We start from the raw sequence: 23784 nt of genomic DNA, 5'->3' as shown, positions 1-23784 counted from the left end.
TCCGCGGCGGTGCATCTCGTCCTCGGGGAGGAAGAGTTGTTGATCGAGCGCGCGGTGGCGGGGATTACCGCGCAGGTCAGGGCGGGGGCGCCGGACCCGGAGGCGGTGCCGGTGGATCGGATGCGGGCGGGGGACGCGAGTACCGCGGAGTTGGCGGAGCTGTTGAGTCCGTCGCTGTTCGCGGAGGACCGGGTGATCGTGCTGGAGTCGGCGGCGGAGGCGGGGAAGGACGCCGTCGCGGTGATCACGGAGGCCGCCGCGGATCCGCCCGACGGCGTGGTGCTGGTGGTCCTGCACTCTGGTGGCGGACGGGCCAAGGCACTGGCGCCCGCGTTGCAGAAGGCCGGGGCGACGGTGCACAACTGCGCGAAGCTGACCAAGGCCGCCGAGCGGGTGGAGTTCGTGCGCGGCGAGTTCCGTGCCGCTGGGGTGCGGGTCGCGGGGGACGTCGTGCAGGTGGTGTTGGAGGCGGTCGGCTCGGACCTGCGCGAATTGGCCGCCGCCTGTTCGCAATTGGCGGCCGACACCGGCGGCAAGATCGATGTCGCCGCGGTGCGGCAGTACTACTCGGGCAAGGCGGAGGTGTCGGGATTCGACGTGGCGGAGCTCGCCGTCGCGGGCGACCGGCCCGGCGCGATGGAGGCGCTGCGGTGGGCGAACGACCGCGGTGTTCCGCACGTGCTGCTCGCCGACGCGCTGGCCGATTCGGTGCACACCATCGCGCGGGTCGGTTCGGCGGGGCGCGGTGACCCGTTCAAGCTCGCCCAGCAGTTGGGCATGCCGCCGTGGAAGGTGAAGAAGGCGCAGGCCCAGGCGCGCGGCTGGACCCCGGCCACCATCGGCTCGGCCATGCAAGTGGTCGCGACCTTGAACGCCGACGTGAAGGGCGGTGCGGCGGACTCCAGCTACGCCCTGGAGCACGCTCTCATGAGCATTCTCGACCTGCACGGCGCGGGCTGATCATGACTGGACCCATTCCAGGCAAATAGCTAGTTGCCCGATCCGTGTCAAACTGGATTGGGTGGACGAGCCAACGGCGCGAGTTCCCCGCACCGATGTTTCCGGACGCTCCGGACGACGTCGTGCGATCGGTGGCGCGCACCGGCTACCGACACCGCGCCGCGACATCGGCCGCACCGTGGCGAAGGTGGTCGCTGGCGGACTGTCGGCGCTCGTCCTCGCGGGCACCGCGGCGGGCTGGACCGCCGAGAACGGCTTCGACGACGGCTTCGGCCGCTCCCACGCGCTGGGTGACGACGCACCGCGATCGTTGGACGGCGCGCTGAACATCCTGCTGATCGGCCTCGACACCCGGAAAGACCAGAACGGCGACGACCTCCCGCAAGAAATTCTCGATCAGCTGCACGCGGGCGACAGCGATCAGGGCGGCTACAACGCCAACACGCTGATCCTGGTGCACATCCCCGCCGACCTGAAGAAGATCACCGCGGTCTCCATCCCGCGCGACAACTACGTGGCCGTCTCCGGCATCCCGGGCTACACCCACATGAAGATCAAGGAGGCGTACGGCCTGAAGAAGGCCGTGGTTCAGGAGCGACTGGAGGCCAGGGGCGTGACCGATCGCGCGAAGCTGGAACGCGCGGGCCGGGAGGCGGGCCGCGCCGCCATCGTGCAGGCCGTGCGCAATCTGACCGGTGTCCCGATCGACCGGTTCGCCGAAATCACTCTCGCCGGTTTCTACGATCTGGCCAAGGCGCTCAACGGCGTCGACGTGTGCCTGCGCAAGCCGGTCCAAGATCTCGAATACTCCGGCGCCGATTTCCCTGCCGGTCGCCAGCGCTTGGATCCGGCTCAGTCGCTGGCGTTCGTCCGGCAGCGTCACGGCTTGGAGAACGGCGATCTGGACCGCACCCATCGCCAGCAGGCCTTCCTGACCTCTGTCGCCAAGGAGCTGCGCAACGCGGGGACGTTCACCGACGTCGGCAAGCTCTCGGCTCTGATGGACGTCGCGCACCGCAATATCGTGCTGTCCGACGGCTGGAACCTCGTCGACTTCCTGCGCACCGTCGGCTCCGCCGCCAGCCCCAGCGTCGAGTTCCGCACCCTGCCGGTGCTGCGCTACGACGTCATCAACGGGCAGGACGTGAACATCATCGACCCGGCCGCCATCCGCCGCGAGGTGCGCCGCGCCTTCGGCGAGCCCGAGCCGACCACGCCGCAGCGGCCGTCCAGCACGGTCGACGTGTTCGACGCCGGAAGCGAAGACGGTTACACCGCAAGGGTTTCCACCGCGCTGGCGAGCCGCGGCTACCGCAAGGGGACGGTCGGCCACGCCGCCTCCTCGGACGGCTGGACCTCGGCCGTGTACTACGGCCCCGGCGACGAGACCGAAGCCGCCCTCCTCGCCGACACCCTCGGCCTCCCCGCCATCGAGTCCGTGACCGTGCCCGAGGGCCGCATCAGGGTCGTCCTCGGCTCGGACTTCACTATGCCCCCGGCCCTGACCGGCGCGTCGACAACCGGCACGGCCCCGCCGACCACCAGGCTCACCCCGACCACCCAGGCTCCGACCTCGACGCCGGACGTCGGCAAACCACTCGATGCCACGATCACCGGCAACGACATCCCCTGCGTGAATTAGTCACCGCCGCAGGAGTTCTCGCTACCGCCGGTCCGGCCGGCCGCGGCCGACCGGAACGCATCGCGGTGCGAAAGGAGACCCTCAGACCCGCTCCTCGATCTTCACATCACCGAAGGTAACGCTCCTGACCATCGGCCGGGCCAGGAACTCGTGCGGGAAGCCGAGGTCGACGGCCGTGGCGCGCTCCAGGCGGTCGATCTGCTCGGCGTCGAACTCGATGTCGAGCGCGCCGAGGTTGTCTTCCAGTTGCGCGGCAGTGCGCGCACCGACGATCGGCGAGGTGACGCCCGGGTTGCGCAGCGTCCAGGCGATGGCGACCTGGGACGGTGTCCTTCCGAGCAGGTGTCGAGGGTCCGTGTTGCGCGCACCGTGAACGCGACCCAGGAACTGGCGGCTTTCTTGCGCAGCCGCCGCGCGCGCTTGCACCCCGACGACGTGGGCTTGCCGGTGCGTCGGCAGGTTCGCCGCACCCCGGGTTGCGCCGCGAGGAGGTGGCCGAGCTGGCCGGGGTGAGATGTCGGTTACACACTCCTCGGATGCCCGCATACGGTGAGGGAGACGACGTGTCACCTCTCCTTACAGCAGCCCCGTGATTCGGCGCGGCGAGAGCACGAATCCTGATGGATCGGTTAGGCGGTGGTGGAACCGCTGCCGCCGGTCCGCGGACCCGGGACAGGCGCGGACGGATGTCCCCAGATCGGTCTTCGACCACATCGCTACCACCAAGTCGACAAGCATCCTGAAATGCGATGACAGGGCAGTCGTCTGGTGACTGGTCATAGTGGTCAGGAATCTGCGTCGGTCGATTCCGAGAGGTAGCCTGGGACGCTCGGAACTGCAGGAGGGGTCGTTGTGGCGCAACACCGGGTGACCGTCTGCTTGCCGCCGGATGCGATCGATGACGTGGAGGCCGCGATCACGCGAGCTCTCGCTCCGTTCGAGATGTACCAAGGGTTTCCGGAGCAGATCGCCCGGCGGTTCGGCACTATCGGCCTCACGCCCGGCGACCTCGAGCCACACGTCAAAGGCAAACTCCGCGAGTATATCTCGCTCCGACCAGAAACAGGGAGCCGTGACTCCGTCTCTGGCAGCGGCCCGCAGGATGACGAGCCGCAGTAACAGGGTCCGGGGCATCAGTTCATGTCGGCAGTGGGGTCGATCTCGGCGGTGACGAGTTCCACGAGTTTCCCGGCCTCGCGGCTGTCGGGGTCGGTGGGCAGCTCCACGGACTGTCCGTTGATCGGGGCGGTTAGCGGCCGACGATTCGCTGGTGCCTTTCCAGTACCGTCGCCGAGCGGTACACCGGCCAAGGCCGCGATGCGGCCTATCCCGGTGTCGCCGACGTCCGCCGGGATGGCTACCGGCCAGGTCACGCCTGGGATATCGAAGAACTGTCTGTAGCCGCCTATGTGCTGGTATCCGACCTGTTTCAGGTAGTCCGTCACCTTGGGGTTGAACGTTCCTTGGAATACGCCGTTGGTGGAGTCGAGGTGTGCATACTGGCCCGAGCTGGACGCCTGCTTGATCAGGTCGAACAGTCCGGGCCAAGGAGCGGGCAGGTTGTTGTCGGAGTAGAAGGTCTTGGCGCGATCGATGTCGTCCGGGTTCCAGACGTTCGGGATGACGTCGAGGCTGTTGGCGTAGCGCCGCACCCGCTGCAGGCGTCGGGTGGTGTAGGCGACGAATTCGGGATTGCCGAAACTCGGTCCGGCGGTGGACAGCACGCTGACCCTGGCTTTCTCGGATGGGTCCCACAGCTGCTGGGTGTCGCGCAGCAACAGGGCCAGTGTGGGTGACAATGCACCAGCGAGGCTGTGGCCGGTGACAGTCAGGTCGATATCGGTGTGATCGAGCGCGCCCAGAAACGCGTGCAGGGTGCGACCGGCACCGGGGCGGTCGCCGGAGGGGGTGATCTTCGTGAGGATGTTCACCCCGATGGCCGCGCCCGTCGTGTAACGGGCGACGGGATGCGCGAGCCACGGGATCTGGCCGATCAGGAAGTTCTCGACGAGCCAGTCGAACGGTCCGTCTGTGCTGCCGGCCACGGCGATCACGTACCGGGAGGGGTCGTCGGTGCTTCGCACCATGTACAGGACGTTGAGCGCGTACAGGTCGGTGGGGAACACCTCGATCCCCGGACCCCAGACAATCTCCCACCCCCCGATGACCCCCCCGGTTGATGTCGAGATTGTCCTGGATCCGCTGCTGGAGCAGGCCCTCCAGGTTGCCGTCGTTTTCCTCGCCGTTGATCAAGTTCGCGTACAGCGACAGCTGGAATGTGACCTTGTCTTGCAGGGTCGCCTCGTTGCTCGTCGTGGATCGTGCAGTCATGTGCCGCTCCTTGTCGAATAGAAGTTTCATCCGAACAGAGACAGGGGTGAAGCGGTGACGCGGATTCACGGGCCGCGTCCGCAGCGGGGGACAGATCATCCCGGACCGGTAGCCGTGGAGGCGAGTTGAGACCTCGGTCCATCAGGCATGCGGGCTCAGCGTTCGGCTTCGCCGAATTGGGCGGTTGACCATGGATCTGATGGGCCGGATCCGGTCGAACCGCTGGCCGCCCGATTCGCTCGGCTGGTGGGCCCGCCCTGGGCAGTCACAGCCTTCGTCGCCTGCCTGATCCGTGTCGGCGCGAGCCGTCTGCTATCCCGTGGAAGCCGTGCCAGGAGACTCGCTCATTTCGGAAGCGCGGTGACGCATTCATAGTAATGGCCATCTTCAGAACCAAATGGCGCGATACTCCACAACATCTCGCACTCCTCCTGTGCAGAATATACCATTCCGCCATTTGTGTTGTAGTAAACAAATGAGGTTCCACCAAGCGCGTCACCAGATGCATTCAAAGTGTCGGACATCTTTTCTACGAACGCGGAGAAACGCGTCGAGTCACTTGTTGCCTGGTCTGCTGTCCAACCAGCAGACTGGGACCAGTCATTGTATTGATTGATAAGCGAATCGGCGGGTTCAGGTGCATCGGACGGCAGGGCGATCGCGTCGTAGGTGCGCGGCCTGTCGCTGAACTTCTGCATCACCCAATAGATCGAAGACGTATCTCCATGGGCAACACTCAAGGGCTGGCCCGCAATATTGTAGACGCCACAGCTGTGCACATTCAATTTCAAGCCCCATCGACTCACATAGGTTGGCAACTGGCTACTGAATATGTCGAAACATTTCACGTCGTCTCCTGAGCCTTTTTCTTCCGCCTCAGCAGCAGCCTGCATTACCGCTAATCCGAATAGATCGGATGTGTCATCGCGGCCTCCGCCAGAGACTGGGATGTACTTCGTCATGGCCTCTGATGGGTTTTGCAGCTCGTCACGGGAAGGCATCTCAGATATGCAGAGCTTGTGCATTTTGGCATCCTCCTCAGTTCTTGATCGCTTGGCGCAACGGCTCCATCGAATCGTTCAACGGCTGCCTGCCGACGAAATACCTCAACATCAGCAGCTTCGGGTCACTCACCGAGGTTCGCGTCGTGATCAGCGACTGGAAGAACGAATAGAACCACCGACGAGGACATTCCGCGCTGGGCAGACCCCGGCCGGATACGCTGCGGCCTGCATCCACCGATAACCGGCTCTCACACCCGATGGATCGAATCGCGGGTCCCGTCAGGGGCGTTCGGCGTACAGAGAATCGAGAACGCGAGCCCGGCCGAATAACGCATATGACCACATCGTTTGGCGGAGAAGCTCACCTGCCAGGTCACGGAGAGTGGCCCATGATTCACAAGAGCTTTTCTATTCTCACAGCAGACCGCCGATCGTGTCAAAACAACGACAATGGCTTGATCAGCAGTGGTGGTGGCGTTGCTGCGGCCGGGGCTGATTCTTCGGCACCGGAGATCGCGTGCCGTTCAGACGAGCAGGACGGTCGGGGAGTCGGGATCGGCTCGACAATACCGAACACTCGAATACGGGGTTCTCGCCGATCCCGCAACCCGATCAACCGATGAAGTCACTCACCCTGTTCCGCCGGCCCCCCGCCACGCCTCCACTCCAGGTGAACCAGTAGGTGAACTCGGACCGGTCGTCCGGCCACCACAGGATTTGCTGTTGCTGGCCGGAACCTACGTCCATGATGGCTGCGTAGGTGCCGCGATCGTAGGAGCTGCTGGTTTCGCCGGGGGCTAGCGTGATGATGCTTACGGGGTTGCCCGCTTCCCCCTCTTGCAGGAAGACCGAGACGTGGCGATCGGTGTCGTTGTACACCGTGTACGGGGTGACCGAGCTTCGCTCGGCAGGCTTCTGCATCTCAGATAAGGGCACGGTCACTTGTTTGAGCTGCGTGTCGGTTACGGTCATTGTCTTCTCCTGTAGCTCGTTGCGCTGGTCACGCGGAATCGGTGACGCGGGCCGGGCCAGACCGCTTGGGTCCCGCGCCGTTCGAGTGGAAGCCGGATGACAGGTCGCCGAGAGCAGCGACCCGCGCTTCGGCACACAGAAGCTCCTGTTCGCATGGTGCAGAGTGTGAGCAGCAGCCCCAGGAGACGTGATTCACCTCTCGGGGGGAATCACGTCTCGTCAGGCAGGCTCATCCACACAACGGTTCGGATTGGGGCTGCGTGCTTCAGCGCGGAACCGCCGCCGGGCGGTGACGATCTGATATGTGCCATCGAATTCAGCCATGGGTGCGTCCTCACCGTCTGAGCAGGGCGCCACCGAATGTCCACCACCGGTCACGCCACGCTGATCTCGTAGTCGTCTGCCAAGGCGAATCTCAGGATCAATTGAATCAGGTTCGCGTCGAGATCGGTCCCGATTCCGTACATCCGCCGAACCGGGCAGAGGTCACGGCGAACTGCGGGGCGCCATGATCGGTCGTCGGGCTGTGGCGGGCCGGTCGACAACCATCGCAACCGCGACATCCCCAGCGACGCATCCACTTCCAGCAACCCGTCCAACGCCGCGCACCGCTCGGGGGTCAGCTCGTGCGCGCGCCGATCGTAGGTCTCGCGTCACGCTTGCTCGCGAGCGTGGGCAACACGGCGAACCACCGTGTCCGGACCAGGCCGGATCACCCGCGCCAAAATTTGATACTCACACGCCAAGCGGAAACGGCAGTGTCGGCGAATCGTGCTCCGTCGCCCGCGCCAGCAGGAACTCGTCGAGCTCCTCGAACCGCGGAAACCCTGCTGCGCCAGGCCGAACCCCTACACCGGAACGGGGTGCTCCACACCGCCCGGTGGCCCAACACTGAATTCGGGCTCCGCGCACAGGTTTCCGCGACTGGCCACGCCCTCACCCACCCGATGATCACCTCCCCGGCCGACTTGGCCCACCGGCCCCCGATCCGCCGCTGCGAAATCGGCGCCTTTCCCGAGTTCTACCTCGACCGTCTACTCCTCGACCACCTGGCAGCCGCCCGCCGGTGGGGGGTGGACGATCTCCCGGAATGGGCGAACTGCTGGCAATTGGATGCGACGGCCATTCGCGCACGCTTGCTCACGCCCGAAACTCTGCCGGAGACCACCGTGGTTGCCGATTCCACGCAGTGCGAACAGATCCTGCGGCGCGTCCGTACCCGCCTCGCCCAGTCCCCGACACTGTTCGACGACACCCGCGCCGATCGGGTGGCGACCATCCGCTGGTGGTACACCCGTGAAGCCTTCCGTTACGGCACCCAGTCCCGCCCCGACATGCTCTACCCCCGACCGGAGCTGGACGCGCTCGCCGAAGCTCTGTTCGTCAGCCTCACCCTGGCCCGCAAACTCGCACACTACGCCGTCGAGGCAGAATCGCTGACACTGCTGCGGAATCTGTCCCGCCTCCGTGGCATACACGAACAACACGCCGCGGATTTTGTGGCACGCGGACTTCTAGTCGGTGACTCTGCCTCCTACCACGCGGCGCTGACCGCGACGCGGGCGCTGTTCGACGAGTGACTGCGCTCGAAAGCACCTGCGAGGGCTGGCTTGTCGCTATATCTGATGACGAGTCCGGCATGCGCCTGGTCACCGACATGGCCGCCGCAATAGGACCGATTGCCACTGCACGCCGTACGGCGAGCGGCCACGCGACAGAATGTATAGGTGGCACAGCTCGCCGGGTGACATTTCGGTTACACACTCCTCATTTCGGTCGAATGCTGACCACCCCGTCGTCCCTCCCACGGTGTGGCCGATAACAGCATGGCGAATGGGGAGGTCATGTGAGCGGGTGTCCTCGCCGTTTGTAGTGGCTGAGGCGGGCTTGATGCTGGCGGCGTCGCCGGTAGCGCGACCACGACCAGAAATGGGTTGCAGCTTGGGCCGGGGTGAGTACGAGCGCTATCAAGGCGGCGGGTCTCCGTGGCGTTCGAACGGAATGAAGCCGGAGGCAAACGGTATTCACTATGTTCTTCAGGGTCCGGTTCGCGGGTCCAGCTGCGGATGAGGCCGATCTGGGCGTTGCGGCGAAGCGGTGGGAGGGCCACGACGTTGCGTAACCGTCTACGAATCAACGGATGATCTCGGCACGTGCTCGTTCGTTCGGGGTGCCGATGTCCCAGAATCGGACCGTGCCCCGCGCTTCGCGGTACACGCCCGTCCCGCCGGTGATGGCCATGTCGAGCGGACTCGCACCTCTCACCCACTGCGACTGCATGGTTACCGAACCTTGCGGGAGTTCCATGGTGATCGAACACTGCATGGTGATGTTCTCGCCCTCGATATGAAGGGTCTGGCACGAGCCGCCCCCGCGTCCGACTGTGCGGCCGTCCTGTATCGCGTTGCCGGAGTATACGTCCATGTCGCCCACGCTCACTCCCGGCTGGCCGAGATCGAGACTGGCGTACTGATCGTTCTCGACCCCGAGTTCCAGGATCTCGACCTGATCATCCGCCCGGGCTTCGGTCTCGCTCGTGTTCGCGCCGCAGCCGCCGACCGCGATAGCGATGAGCGGTGCGCCGACGAACGTCATGAACGCGGCCTGGGTGCGAATGTTGTTGCGCATGTCCACAGCTTCACCGATTGCGTTCTATGCTGTCCAAGACCAGAATTCGCAAGTATTCATATCGCTCAGGCTATGAAATGGATCTGTTGCAGCTCCGATACTTCCAGGCGGTGGCCCGCCGCGAGCACCTCAGTCAGGTCGCCGCCGAGCTTCGCATCGCGCAGCCCTCGCTCAGCCGCGCGATTGCCCGCCTGGAGGACGATCTCGGCGTGCCGCTGTTCGACCGGGTGGGGCGCGGGCTGCGACTCAACCGATTCGGCGTCGCGTTTCTCCGCCGCGTCGACCGGGCGCTGCGAGAACTCGACGACGCTCGCCGCGAACTCGGCGATGCCGCCGGCTTCGACCACGGCAGCATCGCAATCGCCGCGGAAACCCTGCTCACGGTGACCGGGATGGTCACCGATTTCCGCGCCGAGAACCCGGGTGTCGATATCCGACTCCACCAGTCCGATGTCGCGACCATGGCGAGACAGCTGCACACAGGCGAGGTCGACCTCTGTATCGCCTCCCAGCCGCTGTCGGGACCGAACTTGCGGACGCGAGAACTGTTGCGGGAGGAAGCGCTGCTTGGGGTACCGCCGGGACATCGGCTCGCCGGACGGGAATGCGTGCGACCCGAAGAACTCGCGGGCGAACCGTTCGTCACCACCCGCCCCGGCTACTGGCCACGCGAGCTGACCGATCAGATGTTCGCGGCGGCCGGACTGCGCCCGGTGTACGTCTGCGAGAGCGACGAGCCCGGAGCTACCGGCTACCTGATCAGCGCGGGCCTCGGCGTAGGGCTAGTGCCCGCGTATTCCCTGAGTACCAGCGCCTATCTTCCGGGCTCCTGGATGCGCCTGGACGTACCGGACTGCCACCGCGTCCTGACCCTCGTGTGGCGCGCGGACACGTACTTCTCCGCCGCGGCAGAGCGGTTCACCGACTTCGCAAGTGAATACTTCCGCCGCCTGTAGCAGTTACCCGCCGTGGTTTGTTCGCCGACGGCCTACCGGGATCGAATCCCGCGCAGCCCCCTCGACATGTGAGCCGGACGGTAGGGCTCGGACAGGGTCGTTCACTGTGCAATGAGCGACCCTGCCCGTGTCCAGCACCGGAAGCTCCAGGCATCAGCAATGCCCCTACCAGTCGGCCCAGTCGAAACACGCGACCTGTCTTCGAACCACGCCGCCGACCAAACTTCCCGACACACCGCTGGTGACAATGCCGGATCGCAGCGAGCTTCTGCTCGCCGGTCTGAACCCGCAGCCGCTGGCCACCCACTCACCCGAGTGTCGTTGCAGTGCCCGCCATGCTGGTCGACCACCGCTACGACATCCTGGCCTGGAATAGCGAAATGGCCTGTCTCATCACGGATTTCGAAGCACTACCGGAACACCGGCGCAATTCCATGTGGCTGTGCCTGCTGGATCCGGCGCTGCGCGAGTTCTTCGCGGAGCGCGAGCGCGTCATCCGGGAGGGCGTCGCGGACCTGCGGGCGGCATGGGCGGCGCATCCCGAGGACCAGCGACTGGCCGACCTGATCGGCGAGTTCACGGCGCTCAGCGAGGAGTTCGCGCGCGCCTGGGACCGGCACGACGTGAAGGTGCAGGGACGCGGGAACAAGCCGCTGTGTCATCCCGAGGTCGGGCCGCTGGTCGTCACCTACGAGGTGCTGATGCCCGTGCAGGATCCGACCAGCTGATCATCATCTATCGGGCCGCCGACGCCGACTCGCAGGTGGCGCTGAACCGCCTGACGGCCGGAATCGCGGCGAGGAAGCCGCGCGCGGCGGAACTGAGCCCGCCGAGCTGAGCCTGTGGAAACGAAGAGAACTCGAGCGCCGTCCGTACGGACGAACGCTCAGTCCGCCGAGCTGAGCAGCAGCTCTTCGTCGTCCTCGTCCGACTCCTCGAATCGGCCTTCCCATTCGTCGTACACGGGAACTTCGTCTTCCCGGGTCACGATCCACTCCAGCGAGTAACCACCGTCGTCGTCGGGGACCATGACGTTCTCGATCTTCAGGCCGAGCCCGAGCACCTCGGCGGCGCGGATGACCTCCGGCAGGTCCTCGCCTCTGACCACGGTCTGATTCGCGTACACGGTTACCATGCGCGGAATCGTAGCCCCCGACACCGACATCTCGGCTACGGTCCGGTGAACTCGTCGACGAAGCTCGGATTCGAAGCGGACACGACAAAAGCCGCCGTGGTCGTCGAGGCCGCGGCGGCTGGCGTCAGAAGAATCGGTCCCGGATACCGGGAACCGGCGAATCAGCCGAGCTTGTTGTAGGCCAGCGCGAGCGCCGACTTCTTGTTGGCGGCCTGGTTGGCGTGGATGACGCCCTTCGAGGCGGCCTTGTCCAGCTTGCGGCTTGCGAACTGGAGACGCTCGCCGGCCTGCTCCTTGTCACCGGCGGCAGCGGCTTCCCGGAAGCTGCGGATCGCGGTGCGCAGCGCGGACTTGACCGACTGGTTGCGCTTGCGCGCCGCCTCGTTGGTACGGATCCGCTTCATCTGGGACTTGATGTTGGCCACGCCTGTTTCCTCGTGTTCCTGTCGCTGATTGGTGTGTACTGAGAAGTCTTGCGCGTGCGACACGCCCGGTGTAAACAGGTATCGCGACGCCGAAGATCGAGGGTACCAGCCGCCGCGCGGCACACGAAATCGCCGCGTCGGGGGTCGGTTCACGGTACCGAACGCGAACAGGCCGCGGGGGGTGCGTCGACGACCACGGACGAGCAACCCAGGGGCATCCCTTCGCGCTGTCCGGCCGGAAGCGCCCGTTGAGCGTCCAGGACCTGCGAGTCGCGCGGATGCGAAGTCGTTGTAGAGACAGGCCGTCTGGCGTAGCGTCCCCACTGCAAGCACCGTTTGATCTTGAATGGTCTGATTTCGCGGCAATACCTCGTCTACCGGTAGCTCGAGATGGCGGAAGGTGTTTCTGTATGTCTCCCACGGCGCAGGAAGTCGTCGAAGAACTGGCCGAGGAAAGGCCGATTCCCGACGTGAAGAAATGGGCGGCCGAGTCGCTCGGCACGTTCGTTCTGGTGATGGGCGGTGTCGGCACCGCGGTGCTGGCCGGTGAGCGGGTCGGCGCGCTCGGGGTGGCGCTCGCCTTCGGTCTCACGCTGTTGTTCCTGGTCTACGCGATCGGGCCGATCTCGGGCTGCCACGTCAACCCGGCGGTCACCCTCGGCCAGCTCATCATGGGCAGGCTGACCCCGCTCAGCGCGGGCGTCTACGTGGTCGCCCAGCTGATCGGCGCGTTCATCGCAGGCCTCGTGCTGTTCGCGATCGCGAAGAATCTGCCCTCCTACGACCGCAGGGTAGACGGGCTCGGCGCCAACGGCTGGGGCGCGCACAGCCCGTCGGCCAAGACCGGGCCGCTCGGCGAGGTCGTCGTGCAGAACGGCTACGGCATGGCCGCGATGATCATCATCGAGGTGATGCTGACCGCGCTGCTGGTCTTCGTGGTGCTCGCCTCCACCGACCAGATCTCCGACGTGCCGCTGGCCGGTCTGTCCATCGGCGTCACCCTCGCGGTCATCCACCTGATCTCCATCCCGGTGGACAACACCTCGGTGAACCCTGCGCGCAGCCTCGGTGTCGCGTTCTATCAGGAGGGAGCGGCCGGGCAGGTGTGGGCGTTCATCGTCTTCCCGCTGATCGGCGGCGTGCTCGGCGCGCTGATCTACGGCCTGCTGTACGGCAGGAGCCGGGAAATGATCAGCTGAGTTCGACTCCTGCGTCCCGGAGACGGGACGCCTGATGGTCTATCGGACGAGTGGCCCCGATTCTGGCGTGTGCCGGCATCGGGGCCACTTCGTGTCAGCTCCAGTGGTATTCGACGACGAGCCGGTGGGCGACCAGATCGAAGGTCTTGCGGGCGAGGATGGCGCCCTCGCGGCGAATGCCCGCCTCGGGAACGTCGAGCACCCGGTCCAGGCGCACCCAGCTCGGCCTGCCGTCGGGGTCCCAGCTCCCGCTTCCGATGCCGATCCAGTTGCGGTCGTGTGCGCGTTCGGGATTCGACGAGAGCATCAGCCCGAGCAGGGTGCGGCGATCGCGGCCGACCACGAGCACCGGACGGTCCTTGCCGTTGCTCGGGTCCTCCTCGTAGGGCACCCAGGTCCACACGATCTCGCCGGGATCGGCACGTCCGTCCAGGTGCGGGCAGTAGACGATCTGCCTGGCCCGCTGCGCGGTGGGCACCGGCGTCGACGCGATGGGACGCACGGAGACGCCCCCGTTGCGGCGCTGCGCGAGTGAGCCGACCAGCCGATCCACCAGTCGAGGTCCCTGCTGCCGGACGATCTTGGGACCCTGCTCCTTCGCGATCAGGCTCAACTGCTTGCCGAGAGAGTTCCAACTTCGGGCCATCGTTGGAGGATAACGGTGTGGTGACGACTTCTCATCGGACCAGTGGACCGCGCCTCTGCGGACCCATGGGACGATAGAAGGCAGTTTGCCGATACCCAGCTGAGGAGTGGAGTGCCCGCCAGCTTCGCCGACACGACGTTCACCGATCCGTCCCGGATCCGGAACTTCTGCATCATCGCGCACATCGACCACGGCAAGTCGACGCTGGCCGATCGGATGCTGCAGCTCACCGGTGTGGTCGAGGAGCGGGCGATGCGCGCCCAGTACCTGGACCGGATGGACATCGAGCGCGAACGCGGCATCACCATCAAGGCGCAGAACGTGCGGCTGCCGTGGCAGGTCGACGACACCGAGTACGTGCTGCACCTCATCGACACCCCGGGCCACGTCGACTTCACCTACGAGGTGTCGCGTGCGTTGGAGGCCTGTGAGGGCGCGATCCTGCTGGTCGACGCCGCGCAGGGTATCGAGGCGCAGACCTTGGCCAACCTGTACCTGGCCATGGAACGGGATCTGACCATCATCCCGGTGCTGAACAAGATCGACCTACCCGCCGCCGATCCGGATCGCTACGCCGCCGAGCTCGCCCACATCGTAGGTTGTGAGCCGGAGGACGTGTTGCGCGTCTCGGGCAAGACCGGAGTGGGCGTTCCCGAGCTGCTGAACAAGGTGATCGAGCAGGTCCCGCCTCCGGTCGGACAGGCCGACGCGCCCGCGCGCGCCCTGATCTTCGACTCGGTCTACGACACCTACCGCGGCGTGGTCACCTACGTGCGTGTGGTCGACGGCAAGCTGACCCCGCGCCAGAAGATCAAGATGATGTCCACCGGCGCCACCCACGAGCTGCTCGAGATCGGCATCGTCTCGCCCGAGCCCAAGCCCACCCAGGGCCTCGGTGTCGGCGAGGTGGGTTATCTGATCACCGGCGTCAAGGACGTGCGTCAGTCCAAGGTCGGTGACACGGTCACCACCGCGCGCGAGGGCGCGACCGAGGCGCTGACCGGTTATCGCGAACCGCGGCCGATGGTCTACTCCGGTTTGTACCCCGTCGACGGCTCGGACTACCCGGATCTGCGTGACGCCTTGGACAAGCTGCAGCTCAACGACGCCGCGCTGACCTACGTCCCGGAGACCTCGGTCGCCCTTGGCTTCGGCTTCCGCTGCGGCTTCCTCGGTCTGCTGCACATGGAGATCACCCGCGAGCGCTTGCAGCGCGAGTTCGGCTTGGACCTGATCTCCACCGCGCCCAACGTGATCTACCGCGTGGTCATGGAGGACGGGCGCGAGCACATCGTCACCAACCCCTCGTACTGGCCGGAAGGCAAGGTGCGCCAAGCCTTCGAGCCGGTCACCAAGTGCACCGTCATCGCGCCGAGCGAGTTCATCGGCACCATCATGGAGCTGTGCCAGTCGCGGCGCGGTGAGCTGCTCGGCATGGACTACCTGTCCGAGACCCGCGTCGAGATGCGCTACATGCTGCCGATGGCGGAGATCATCTTCGACTTCTTCGACTCGCTGAAGTCGCGCACCCGCGGCTACGCCAGCCTCGATTACGAAGAGGCGGGCGAGCAGGAGGCCGCGCTCGTGAAGGTGGACATCCTGCTGCAGGGTGAGGCCGTGGACGCGTTCAGCGCCATCGTGCACAAGGACGCGGCCCAGGCCTACGGCAACAAGATGACCACCAAGCTGCGCGAGCTGATCCCGCGTCAGCAGTTCGAGGTGCCCATTCAGGCGGCGATCGGTTCGAAGATCATTGCCCGCGAGAACATTCGGGCCATCCGCAAGGACGTGCTCGCCAAGTGCTACGGCGGTGACATCAGCCGTAAGCGCAAGCTGCTGGAGAAGCAGAAGGAGGGCAAGAAGCGCATGAAGACCATCGGTCGCGTGGACGTCCCCCAGGAAGCCTTCGTCGCGGCGCTCTCCTCGGATGCCCAGTCGGACAAGCCAAAAGACAAGAAGTAAGGGGTTTCTCGGGCGCGAGCCGACTGGATGTCCAGTCCGCTGTGCCCGGGAAAAGGGGGCTTCCGTTCCGGTTGGCAGGATGGCAAGGTTGTTGTGCTCGTCACCGTCATGCGCTCCGCTGTCCTGGAGAATGTGACAACTGGGTTTTCCGGAAATACTGTTGTGTGATCTTCACTCGGTCTTCCCGGTGTGGTGAGGATTGCTGGAAACCCGAGATGTGGAGCTTGCATGACGCGTGACCTGCCTTTCGACGACGACACCGAGGTTGGCGAGCCCGAGGGGGACACCGCGTACCGTGTGGCGACCGGCGTCGCACGCGTCGCGCGGGCCGGAGCGTACGTGACCGGTGGCGCGCTGATCGCCTCCAACGGCGGCGGGGTTCCCGCGCAACCCGACGGGCAGCGGCTGGACAGCTGGAACGCGGGCTGGGCACACACCACGGACCCGGATCCCGATGTGCCTAGCCCGGTGGTCACCTTCCCGGATCCGGACCCCGACGCGCTGCCGCCCGCGCTGCCGTTCACCGCGGGTCCGCCCAACGCCGTCACCGCGCCCCTGCCGTCCACGCCCGGGTTCGACCTCGGGCCCGCGCCCAAGCCGTCCGAGGACTACTGGACCGACAACCGCCCCGGCGAAACGGAGACCGAGTCGCCGTACGACTGGTGGGACAGTCAGGGCGCCCCCGGCCAGGGCTTCGCCCCGACGCAGGGGTTCTCCGAGACTCCGGAGCACGGGGAGTGGAACCAGAGCCCGAGCGCGCCCGCCGAGTCCGCGCCCGGTTCGGCGTCGCCGTACGAGTGGTGGGACCAACAGGGTTTCGGCCTGCCGGGACATGGGCTCGGCCAGGCGGGGCACGGTTTCGGAATGCCGGGTAGTGACGGCTTCCTCGCGCCGGGTTCCAATCCGTTCACGCTGCCGAAGGTGCCCTCCGCCAAGGAGGCGAGCGATAGCGCGTCCGCCGATGCGAGCACCTCGCCCGCCGACAACCTGTTCCGCACCGGCGACATGTTCGACGGGGTGGGGACCGCGCCGGGGGACTTCGGCGTGTACCTGGGCGTCGACGCGAGCGCGGAGATCTGGACCCACCTGGACGTCGATTTCGGCGTCACCCCCGAAGGCGTGTACCTGACCACCGATCTGCGGGTCGACGCGTCCGCGGGACTCACCGTGAAGTCGGCGGCGGGCACCAACATCGGCGACCAGCTCGACAACTTCTCGGACTGGCTGGAGGGTTCGCGCCCGGAGAGCGGCGCCGCGCGCGGTGCCGACCAGCAGCAGCCCGGTGCGACGGCCGGAGGCACCGGTCTCGCGAGCGGTCTGTCGACTTCTGCCGCGCCCGCGCCGGTCGCGCACGCGGCTCCCGCACTCGCGGCGCCCCAGCCGGTTGCTCCGGCGGTGGCCGCGGCTCCCGTCGCGCCCGTGGCTCATGTCGCGGCGCCCGCGCCTGTGGCTCCCGCGGTGGCCGCGCCCGCGGCCGTCGCCGCGCCCGCCGCCGTCGCGGCTCCCGTGGCGGCCACGCCGCTGCAGACCACCATCCAGCCGGAGGCCGCGACGACGCCCATCGCGAACGTCTTCGGCACGCCGGCGGGTCCGTCCCCGCTGACCGCGCCCGCGGCCGCGGTGCCCGCGCTGTTCGATCAGCAGGTGCGGCCGACCACCGGCGCGACGCCGGTGACCGACCTCCCGAAGCCGACCGACACCTACCCGGGAACCACCGCACCGACCACGATCACCGACACGGTGCCGACGCCGGGCGTTCCGAAACCGACCAAGCCGGACACCGGCACCGTGCCGACCCTGGAACCGGGCGTCACCAAACTCCCGGGTGCGACCGTGGTGCCGACGCCGGGCACCGGGACCGACGTGATCACCAAGACGCCCGGCGTCACGGTGACCCCGAAGCCGTCGACGCCGGACGTCGACGTGACCACCCCGGGCGGTGGCACCGGAACCACCGGCGGAAGCACCGGGACCACCGGCGGAAGCACCGGAACGACCGGCGGCAGCACGGGGACCACGGGCGGCAACACCGGCGGCGGGACAGGGACGGGCGGCACCGGAAGCGACACCGGCGGCACGACCAACCCGGGAACGACCTACCCGACCGGCGGCCACAGCACCCCCGATGTCCCCACAGTTTCGGTGCCTTCGCAGCCCCCGACGTACGACGCGCCGACGCAGGCGCCTACCGTTCCTTCCGTCGATGTCGACGCGCCGTCGGTCGTCGTGCCGACGCCGGTCACGCCGGTCAAGCCGCCGGTACTGGTCGAGCCGCCGAAGACGCGCCCGATCAGCGACGAGCTCGACCACGCGAGCTACCACCAGGTGGTCGCGCAGATGCCGATCGAGCACGGCGGACTTGGCGCGGGACTGCTGCCGGGGACCACCATGACCGAGACACACCACCCGCTCACGGGTCCGGACGTGACACTGGTCTGACCCGGATCAGCGGTCCGGTAGCACGCACGCCGCATTCGTCGAGCGCGAGAACGAGGAGTTAGGAGGAGGCTTGTCTGCCGCAGCCGGACTGGAGTCCGCGACGGTGAAACACCCGGACGCGATGGCACCGCTCATCCGGGTACTTGACGAACTGCGGGAGATGGCTCGCTCCGCGGGTCGCGACGACCTCGGCGGTCGGCTGAGCATGGTTCGCGCCAGGATCGGCGACCCGCGGGTCCGTCTCGTCGTCGTCGGCGATCCGAAGAACGGCATGAGCACGCTGGTCAACAGCTTGGTCGGGGCGCAGGTGAGTGCGACGGAGACCGCGCTGAGCGCACCGGTGATCGTGGAGTACGGCCCCGAGCCGACCGCCACGCTGGTCAGGTCGACCGGGTCGGGCCGCACCGAGCGCCAGCCGGTGGACCCGCTGAATCCCGGCCCCGCCCTGGCCGCGCACGGCGTGATCCGGGCCGAATTCACCGAGCCGAGTTCGCTGCTCGCCGACGGCATCGTCCTGATGGACGCGCCCGGCTCCGGTGACGAGCACACCCGCTGGTCGATGATCGCGGCCGCCGACGCGGTGCTCTACGTCGCCGAGGCTTCCGCCGAGCTGACCCCGGCGCAGCTCGAGTATCTGCAGCGAGTGCAGCAGCTCTGTCCGACGGTCATCTGCGTGCTCAACAAGATCGACGTGCACCCGCAGTGGTCGCACGTGCAGCAGCGCAACCGCGATCTGCTCGACGCGGCCGGTCTCGGCTTCGCCGTCGCGCCGGTCTCCGCGCTGCTGCACCGCCAGGCGGGCAACTACCAGCGCGACATCGAGTCCGGGGTGCCGCAGCTGATCGACCACCTGCGCGACTACGTGGTGGCCCGCGCCGACGCGGTGGCGCGGGACGCGGCGCTGCGCGACATCCGGCTGGTGGCCGACCATCTCGCGGTCACCCTGTACACCGAGGCCGAGGCGCTGCGCGATCCGCGCCGCCGCGCCCAGATCACCGAGCAGCTGATGGTGGCGCGTGACGAGGCCGATCAGCTGCGCCAGCGCACCGCCAACTGGCAGGTCGCCCTTGCCGACGGCGCCGCCGAGCTGATGGCCGATATCGAGCACGACCTACGTCACCGGCTACGCAGCCTGGTGCGCGACGCCGAGGCCGAGATCGCGCAGACCGATCCGGCGCGCGGCTGGAAGGAGTTCGGCGCCGATCTCGACGCGCGCATCTGTGAGGCCGTCGAGGAGAACTTCGTCATGGCGCACTACCGGTCCGTGGAGCTGTGCGAGCAGGTGGCCGCGAAGTTCCCCGCCGACAACCGCACCCCACCGCTGCCCGACCTACGCCTGACCAACCCGGGCGAGGTGCTGGAGCAGGTGGCCCCGCTTGAGTCGCTGGACAGCGCGAAAGGCGGTGTGACCGAACAGGTTCTGTCCGGTCTGCGGGGTTCCTACGGCGGTATCCTGATGGTCGGTCTCGCCACAAGCCTGCTCGGCATGTCGCTGGTGAACTGGTATTCGGCGGGCGCGGGCGTGCTGCTCGGCGTCAACGCGATCTGGGACGACCGCAAGAACCGCAAGCTGCGCCGCCGTGCCGAGGCCAAGGTCGCGGTGGCCAGGCTGATGGACGACGTGATCTTCCAGGTGAGCAAGGAATCGCGAAACCGGTTGCGCGCCATGCAGCGAACGCTGCGCGACCACTTCACCGACATCGCCACGGACGCGCTGCGCACGGCCGACGAGGCGCTGCGCGTCGCGGAGGACGCCTACGGCAAGTACGGCGACCGTCGTGAGGACCGCATCGCCGAACTCGACAGCAGTCTCGGCAAGCTGCGGGCCGTCCGCGACCGCGCCGACTCCCTCGCCGCCTGACGCGGTCCGCCGCCGCTCTCGGGCGGGTAGAGCCGCTCAGACCGGGCCGATCGGCGGGGTATGGGCGGGCTGGAACTGTCCCGCCTCGCGCCGCTCCTCGGCCCTGATCACGTGCGTGACCGCGTTGATCAGCGCCAGATGGGTGAACGCCTGCGGGTAGTTGCCCAGATGCCGTCCGCTGCGCGGGTCGATCTCCTCGGCGTAGAGGCGCAGCGGGCTGGCGAAGCCGAGCAGGCGCTCGCACAGGTGCCTGGCCCGCTGCACTTCGCCGATCTCGACCAGCGCGGAGACCAGCCAGAACGAGCAGATCGTGAAGGTGCCCTCCGCGCCGGACAGCCCGTCGTCGGTGGTCTCGGTGCGATAGCGCAGCACGAGGCCGTGGTCGGTGAGCCGGTCGGCGATGGCGAGCACGGTGGCCCGCACGCGGTGGTCGTCGGGCGGCAGGAATCGGGTCAGCACCACCAGCAGCAGCGAGGCGTCCAAGGTGTTCCCGCCGTAGGTCTGGGTGAAGACGCCTTCGCTGGTCACACCGTTGGCGAGAACGTCGTCCCTGATCTCCTCGGCGATCGCGTACCACTCGGTGGCGCGCTGGAACTGGCCGTGCATCTCGGCGAGTTTGGCGCCGCGATCCAGCGCCACCCAGCACATCACCTTCGAGGACGTGAAGTGCTGCGGTTCGCCGCGCACCTCCCAAATGCCCCGGTCGGGCTCGCGCCAGTGCGTGATGGCGGCGTTGACCTGCCGCTCCAGCAGCGGCCACAGCGTTTCCGGTACCTGCTGGCGCGACTTCACGTACAGGTACACCGTGTCGAGCATGGTGCCCCAGATGTCGTGCTGGTCCTGGTTGAAGGCGGCGTTGCCGATGCGGACCGGCTGGGCGCCGTCGTAGCCCTTCAGGTACTCCAGTTCGCTCTCCACGATGTCGCGTTCCCCGCCGATGCCGTAGAGCACTTGCAGCTCGACGGGTTCGCCGTGCGCACCGGTGGTCGCGTCGTTGAGGAAGCAGAAGAAGTCGTCGGCCTCGCGGTCGAGTCCGAGCGTGTACAGGCCCCACAGCGCGAAGCTGGAGTCGCGCACCCAGCTGTAGCGGTAGTCCCAATTGCGTTCGCCGCCGGGGGTTTCCGGCAGCGACGTGGTGGCGGCGGCCATCAGCGCTCCGGTCGGTGCGTAGGTCAGGCCCTTGAGCGTCAACGCGCTGCGCTGTAAGTAGTTGCGCCACGGGTGATCCGGGAAATTGCCGAGGGTGATCCACTGCCGCCAGCATTCGATGGTGGCCCACATCTTCTGCGCCGCTTCCTCGAACGTCCGTGGGGCGGGCAGATCCGACCAGGTGAGCGCGACGAAGATCTGATCGCCTTCCTTCATCCTGGTGCGCGCGCGTGCTTCGCGCCCCTCGAGGCCGAGGCGCAGATCGGTGGTGAGCACCAGGCTCGGGCCGCCGCTCGGATCGATGGTGCGCACCGCGGTGGCCTCTTCGTAGACCTTGCCGGTGTACTCCCAGCGTGCGGTGTCGCGGTGGTAGTCGAAGGAAGGCTGGCAGCTCATCTCCAGCTCGGCGGTGCCGTTCACGCATTTCACCGTGCGCAGCAGCACGTGCTCGGCGTCCCAGTCCATCGGCGTGCGCCGGTAGGTCTTGCTGCGTTGATCGTTGTTGTGCCACGGGCCGAGCACCAGCGCGTCGCGCACGATGAGCCAGCCGGTCTCGGTCTGCCACGTGGTCTCCAGGATCATGCCGCCGGGCAGGTAGCGGCGCGCGGCGGGCACGTTGACGCCGTACGGGCCGATCCGGAAATGCCCGGCGCTGCGATCGAGCATCGCGCCGAAGATGCTGGGGGAGTCCGGGCGGGGCACGCACATCCACTCGATCGCGCCGTTGCTCGCGACCAGGCAGTTGGTCTCGCAGTCGGAGAGGAAGGCGTAGTCGTCGATGGGCGGATGAGCGCCGCGGTGCCTGCTCGGGGACAGCGCACTCAGCACTGGAAGGTCGTCGGGCTCGTCGATGCTCGGATCATCCGTTGACGCCATACCCCATGATGTGTGCCACGCGCGCCCGCCGTCCACCGAATGCGCCGGTCGGTTGCTCGGCTCGGGCCAGTAGGCTGGTATTCGTGGATCGCGTTGCAGGTTGGTGGGACGGTTTCGAGCTGTGGGTCGCGGGATTGCCGTTCATCCCGCAGTTCCTCGTGGTCCTCGTGGGCATGGTCCCGGTGAGCTTCGCCATCGCGTATCTGCTCGATCGCGCGCTGCGCGCCACGCTTCAGCTGCTCGGGCGCGACAGCCGGGTCGCCGAACTCGCCGACGCCGCGGTGCTCGCCGAGCCCGCCCCGATCCTGGTCGAGGAGCCGACCGCCGACCGCAGGCCCGTGCAGAGCGGAGCGCGTTGATGCCGCGCTCCCGGGTCCAGCTGGCCCTGCTCGCCCTGCTCGTGCTCGTCGTCATCGCCTGGTTCTTCACGCGCTGACACTTTCGACGGCCTCGCCTTGCGACGCCGCGCAGAGGCTGCGGGGTCGCAAGGCGAAGCCGACGGCGCGGGTCAGTTCTGCCCGTTGCCGTTACGCCAGTCGGTGAGGCGCTTACCGAGCTTGGACACGGTCTCGCCGACCTCCTGGCCGACCGTCCCGACCGCCGCGCCCACATCGCGGCCGAGATTGCGCACCGTGCGAACCAGCGCATCCTCGGACTGATCGAAGTTCTGCCGGTAGGCGCGCGCCGCCTCCCTGATCTCCGCGCTGATGCTGGCGTTCTTGTCGTGCTCGCGGCGCGGATAGTCGCCGGCAAGCACGCGGTTGTACTCGCCGCTCTGGATCCAGCGGCGCAGTTCGGCGGCGCGCAGCACCGAGAACGGATGCGACTGGAGTTCCAGGTTCAGCAGCTTGAGCACGCCGTCGCGCAGGTCGCCGGAACGCTCGTAGTCGTCGGCCTGGGCCAGGAACGCGCCGTGGTTCATCTCCCGCACCCACGCGCCGCCCGCGGTCTTCATGTGCACCCGCACCGACGCCTCGACGTCCTGACCGCACAGCAATCCAGCCCGATCGCCGGACAACTCCGACTTGCGGCTCCACTCCATCAGCGCGGCCACGATGGCGCGCAACGCCCAGCCGCCGACCGGCATCCAGCCGACGCTCGCGCTGAGGCGAAGCAGGTGCATGAGCATGGTGCGGTACACCGCGTGGCCGGACAGCGCGTGCCCGAGTTCGTGGCCGACCACGAAGCGCAGCTCCTCGGTGTCCATCAGGTCGATCAGCGCCGTGGTCAACACGATGAACGGGCGGTCCATGCCGATGGTGAAGGCGTTGACGTGCGGGCTCTGCAGCACGAACATCTCCGGCGTGGTGCGCGCGTCCAGGATCTCCACGCAGTCGGTGCGCAGGTCGTGCAGCGTGCGGAACTGGCGCTCGTCGACCCGCACCGCGGTGGCCAGGTAGAGCAACCGGTGCTGGCGTTCTTGGAGCAAACCGGACAGTGTCCGCAAGACGGTGTCGAATCCCGCCAGCGAGCGCAGCGCCACCAGGGCGGTGCGGTCGGCGGGATGCTCCCACGCGCGGGTGCTGATGCCGGGCAGCCGCGTGCGGACCCGATCCGGGCTGATCGTCATGGGATGAAACCCCCCTCTGTTCAGGAAAT

Annotated in this window: 21 protein-coding genes and 1 pseudogene; 11 read left to right on the top strand and 11 right to left on the bottom strand. The window is 67.1% G+C overall.

The annotated features are described in order from the left end of the window. A partial coding sequence (gene holA, locus NAM01S_RS19610) for a DNA polymerase III subunit delta (protein WP_067787342.1) occupies nucleotides 1-960 on the top strand: 960 nt, incomplete at its 5' end. A gap of 127 nt (nucleotides 961-1087) precedes the next feature. Continuing rightward, the gene (locus tag NAM01S_RS19605; RefSeq protein ID WP_067787341.1) at nucleotides 1088-2602 is read left to right on the top strand and encodes an LCP family protein; all 1515 of its coding nucleotides are present in this window, start codon (nucleotides 1088-1090) and stop codon (nucleotides 2600-2602) included. 81 nt (nucleotides 2603-2683) lie between these two features. Here NAM01S_RS19605 and NAM01S_RS19600 read toward each other — a convergent pair whose 3' ends face one another. Then, entirely contained in the window at nucleotides 2684-3028 is a 345-nt protein-coding gene (locus NAM01S_RS19600; protein ID WP_067787309.1) for an aldo/keto reductase, read from the bottom strand. 426 nt (nucleotides 3029-3454) lie between these two features. Here NAM01S_RS19600 and NAM01S_RS19590 point away from each other — a divergent pair, with 426 nt between their 5' ends. Next, entirely contained in the window at nucleotides 3455-3721 is a 267-nt protein-coding gene (locus NAM01S_RS19590; protein ID WP_067787305.1) for a hypothetical protein, read from the top strand. A gap of 14 nt (nucleotides 3722-3735) precedes the next feature. On the opposite strand, the gene NAM01S_RS19585 is transcribed toward NAM01S_RS19590, so the two are convergent. The 4 genes and pseudogenes from NAM01S_RS19585 to NAM01S_RS37355 form a co-directional block, all read right to left on the bottom strand. Continuing rightward, complete coding sequence (locus NAM01S_RS19585) at nucleotides 3736-4728, bottom strand: lipase family protein (RefSeq protein ID WP_067787303.1); 993 nt, start codon at nucleotides 4726-4728, stop codon at nucleotides 3736-3738. A gap of 549 nt (nucleotides 4729-5277) precedes the next feature. Then, complete coding sequence (locus tag NAM01S_RS35130; protein WP_157107802.1) at nucleotides 5278-5958, bottom strand: hypothetical protein; 681 nt, start codon at nucleotides 5956-5958, stop codon at nucleotides 5278-5280. 591 nt (nucleotides 5959-6549) lie between these two features. Beyond that, on the bottom strand, nucleotides 6550-6909 hold the full coding sequence (locus NAM01S_RS19575; protein WP_067787299.1) for a hypothetical protein: 360 nt from the start codon (nucleotides 6907-6909) through the stop codon (nucleotides 6550-6552). A gap of 401 nt (nucleotides 6910-7310) precedes the next feature. Beyond that, nucleotides 7311-7743, bottom strand: a pseudogene (locus NAM01S_RS37355) (Tn3 family transposase); the annotation flags it as partial. 113 nt (nucleotides 7744-7856) lie between these two features. Here NAM01S_RS37355 and NAM01S_RS19570 point away from each other — a divergent pair. Further along, nucleotides 7857-8489, top strand: coding sequence for a hypothetical protein (locus tag NAM01S_RS19570; protein WP_157107801.1), 633 nt, complete (start codon nucleotides 7857-7859; stop codon nucleotides 8487-8489). Nucleotides 8490-9042: 553 nt separating this feature from the next. On the opposite strand, the gene NAM01S_RS19565 is transcribed toward NAM01S_RS19570, so the two are convergent. Continuing rightward, on the bottom strand, nucleotides 9043-9504 hold the full coding sequence (locus tag NAM01S_RS19565) for an allene oxide cyclase barrel-like domain-containing protein (protein WP_253798980.1): 462 nt from the start codon (nucleotides 9502-9504) through the stop codon (nucleotides 9043-9045). 110 nt (nucleotides 9505-9614) lie between these two features. Here NAM01S_RS19565 and NAM01S_RS19560 point away from each other — a divergent pair, with 110 nt between their 5' ends. Together NAM01S_RS19560 and NAM01S_RS19555 are read left to right on the top strand one after the other, a co-directional pair. After that, complete coding sequence (locus tag NAM01S_RS19560) at nucleotides 9615-10493, top strand: LysR family transcriptional regulator (protein WP_067787293.1); 879 nt, start codon at nucleotides 9615-9617, stop codon at nucleotides 10491-10493. A gap of 335 nt (nucleotides 10494-10828) precedes the next feature. Further along, the gene (locus NAM01S_RS19555) at nucleotides 10829-11221 is read left to right on the top strand and encodes an MmyB family transcriptional regulator (RefSeq protein WP_067787291.1); all 393 of its coding nucleotides are present in this window, start codon (nucleotides 10829-10831) and stop codon (nucleotides 11219-11221) included. A 158-nt stretch (nucleotides 11222-11379) separates the two neighbouring features. Here the strand turns inward: NAM01S_RS19555 and NAM01S_RS19550 are convergent, their stop codons facing one another. Continuing rightward, nucleotides 11380-11628: a hypothetical protein gene (locus NAM01S_RS19550; RefSeq protein ID WP_067787289.1), complete on the bottom strand. Its 249-nt coding sequence runs from the start codon at nucleotides 11626-11628 to the stop codon at nucleotides 11380-11382. A 161-nt stretch (nucleotides 11629-11789) separates the two neighbouring features. Then, nucleotides 11790-12053, bottom strand: coding sequence for a 30S ribosomal protein S20 (rpsT, locus tag NAM01S_RS19545; protein WP_067787340.1), 264 nt, complete (start codon nucleotides 12051-12053; stop codon nucleotides 11790-11792). A 410-nt stretch (nucleotides 12054-12463) separates the two neighbouring features. Here rpsT and NAM01S_RS19540 point away from each other — a divergent pair, with 410 nt between their 5' ends. After that, entirely contained in the window at nucleotides 12464-13252 is a 789-nt protein-coding gene (locus NAM01S_RS19540) for an aquaporin (RefSeq protein ID WP_067787287.1), read from the top strand. 94 nt (nucleotides 13253-13346) lie between these two features. Here NAM01S_RS19540 and NAM01S_RS19535 read toward each other — a convergent pair whose 3' ends face one another. Further along, nucleotides 13347-13898, bottom strand: coding sequence for a type II toxin-antitoxin system PemK/MazF family toxin (locus tag NAM01S_RS19535; RefSeq protein ID WP_067787285.1), 552 nt, complete (start codon nucleotides 13896-13898; stop codon nucleotides 13347-13349). A gap of 111 nt (nucleotides 13899-14009) precedes the next feature. Here NAM01S_RS19535 and lepA point away from each other — a divergent pair, with 111 nt between their 5' ends. From lepA to NAM01S_RS19520, 3 genes are all read left to right on the top strand, one after another. Further along, nucleotides 14010-15860 carry a translation elongation factor 4 gene (gene lepA, locus NAM01S_RS19530; protein WP_067787284.1) on the top strand — a complete coding sequence of 617 codons (1851 nt, stop codon included), beginning with the start codon at nucleotides 14010-14012 and terminating at the stop codon, nucleotides 15858-15860. Between the two features lie 228 nt (nucleotides 15861-16088). Beyond that, nucleotides 16089-18299, top strand: coding sequence for a hypothetical protein (locus tag NAM01S_RS36030; RefSeq protein WP_067787282.1), 2211 nt, complete (start codon nucleotides 16089-16091; stop codon nucleotides 18297-18299). 70 nt (nucleotides 18300-18369) lie between these two features. Beyond that, nucleotides 18370-20160, top strand: a complete 1791-nt coding sequence (locus tag NAM01S_RS19520) for a dynamin family protein (protein WP_067787280.1) — start codon at nucleotides 18370-18372, stop codon at nucleotides 20158-20160. A 36-nt stretch (nucleotides 20161-20196) separates the two neighbouring features. On the opposite strand, the gene NAM01S_RS19515 is transcribed toward NAM01S_RS19520, so the two are convergent. Beyond that, nucleotides 20197-22185 carry a glycoside hydrolase family 15 protein gene (locus tag NAM01S_RS19515; RefSeq protein ID WP_084483088.1) on the bottom strand — a complete coding sequence of 663 codons (1989 nt, stop codon included), beginning with the start codon at nucleotides 22183-22185 and terminating at the stop codon, nucleotides 20197-20199. An 83-nt stretch (nucleotides 22186-22268) separates the two neighbouring features. Between NAM01S_RS19515 and NAM01S_RS19510 the strand changes: the two genes are divergently transcribed. Then, nucleotides 22269-22544, top strand: coding sequence for a hypothetical protein (locus NAM01S_RS19510; protein ID WP_067787278.1), 276 nt, complete (start codon nucleotides 22269-22271; stop codon nucleotides 22542-22544). 149 nt (nucleotides 22545-22693) lie between these two features. Here NAM01S_RS19510 and NAM01S_RS19505 read toward each other — a convergent pair whose 3' ends face one another. Next, complete coding sequence (locus NAM01S_RS19505) at nucleotides 22694-23755, bottom strand: M48 family metallopeptidase (RefSeq protein ID WP_067787276.1); 1062 nt, start codon at nucleotides 23753-23755, stop codon at nucleotides 22694-22696. Nucleotides 23756-23784 lie beyond the last annotated feature (29 nt).

This window comes from Nocardia amikacinitolerans NBRC 108937 (genome assembly GCF_001612615.1).
Lineage (GTDB): Bacteria > Actinomycetota > Actinomycetes > Mycobacteriales > Mycobacteriaceae > Nocardia > Nocardia amikacinitolerans.
The sequence above is the reverse complement of the archived record's forward strand: the minus strand, read 5'-3'. Positions and strand labels throughout refer to the sequence as shown.

What these genes read in the sequence shown, in the direction of transcription:
- NAM01S_RS19515 (WP_084483088.1), bottom strand. Translation starts at nt 22,185, where the DNA reads ATGGCGTCAACGGATGATCCGAGCATCGACGAGCCCGACGACCTTCCA.
- NAM01S_RS19560 (WP_067787293.1), top strand. Translation starts at nt 9,615, where the DNA reads ATGGATCTGTTGCAGCTCCGATACTTCCAGGCGGTGGCCCGCCGCGAG.
- NAM01S_RS19535 (WP_067787285.1), bottom strand. Translation starts at nt 13,898, where the DNA reads ATGGCCCGAAGTTGGAACTCTCTCGGCAAGCAGTTGAGCCTGATCGCG.
- NAM01S_RS19555 (WP_067787291.1), top strand. Translation starts at nt 10,829, where the DNA reads ATGCTGGTCGACCACCGCTACGACATCCTGGCCTGGAATAGCGAAATG.
- NAM01S_RS19565 (WP_253798980.1), bottom strand. Translation starts at nt 9,504, where the DNA reads ATGACGTTCGTCGGCGCACCGCTCATCGCTATCGCGGTCGGCGGCTGC.
- NAM01S_RS35130 (WP_157107802.1), bottom strand. Translation starts at nt 5,958, where the DNA reads ATGCACAAGCTCTGCATATCTGAGATGCCTTCCCGTGACGAGCTGCAA.
- NAM01S_RS19570 (WP_157107801.1), top strand. Translation starts at nt 7,857, where the DNA reads ATGATCACCTCCCCGGCCGACTTGGCCCACCGGCCCCCGATCCGCCGC.
- NAM01S_RS19540 (WP_067787287.1), top strand. Translation starts at nt 12,464, where the DNA reads ATGTCTCCCACGGCGCAGGAAGTCGTCGAAGAACTGGCCGAGGAAAGG.
- NAM01S_RS36030 (WP_067787282.1), top strand. Translation starts at nt 16,089, where the DNA reads ATGACGCGTGACCTGCCTTTCGACGACGACACCGAGGTTGGCGAGCCC.
- NAM01S_RS19505 (WP_067787276.1), bottom strand. Translation starts at nt 23,755, where the DNA reads ATGACGATCAGCCCGGATCGGGTCCGCACGCGGCTGCCCGGCATCAGC.
- NAM01S_RS19550 (WP_067787289.1), bottom strand. Translation starts at nt 11,628, where the DNA reads ATGGTAACCGTGTACGCGAATCAGACCGTGGTCAGAGGCGAGGACCTG.
- NAM01S_RS19575 (WP_067787299.1), bottom strand. Translation starts at nt 6,909, where the DNA reads ATGACCGTAACCGACACGCAGCTCAAACAAGTGACCGTGCCCTTATCT.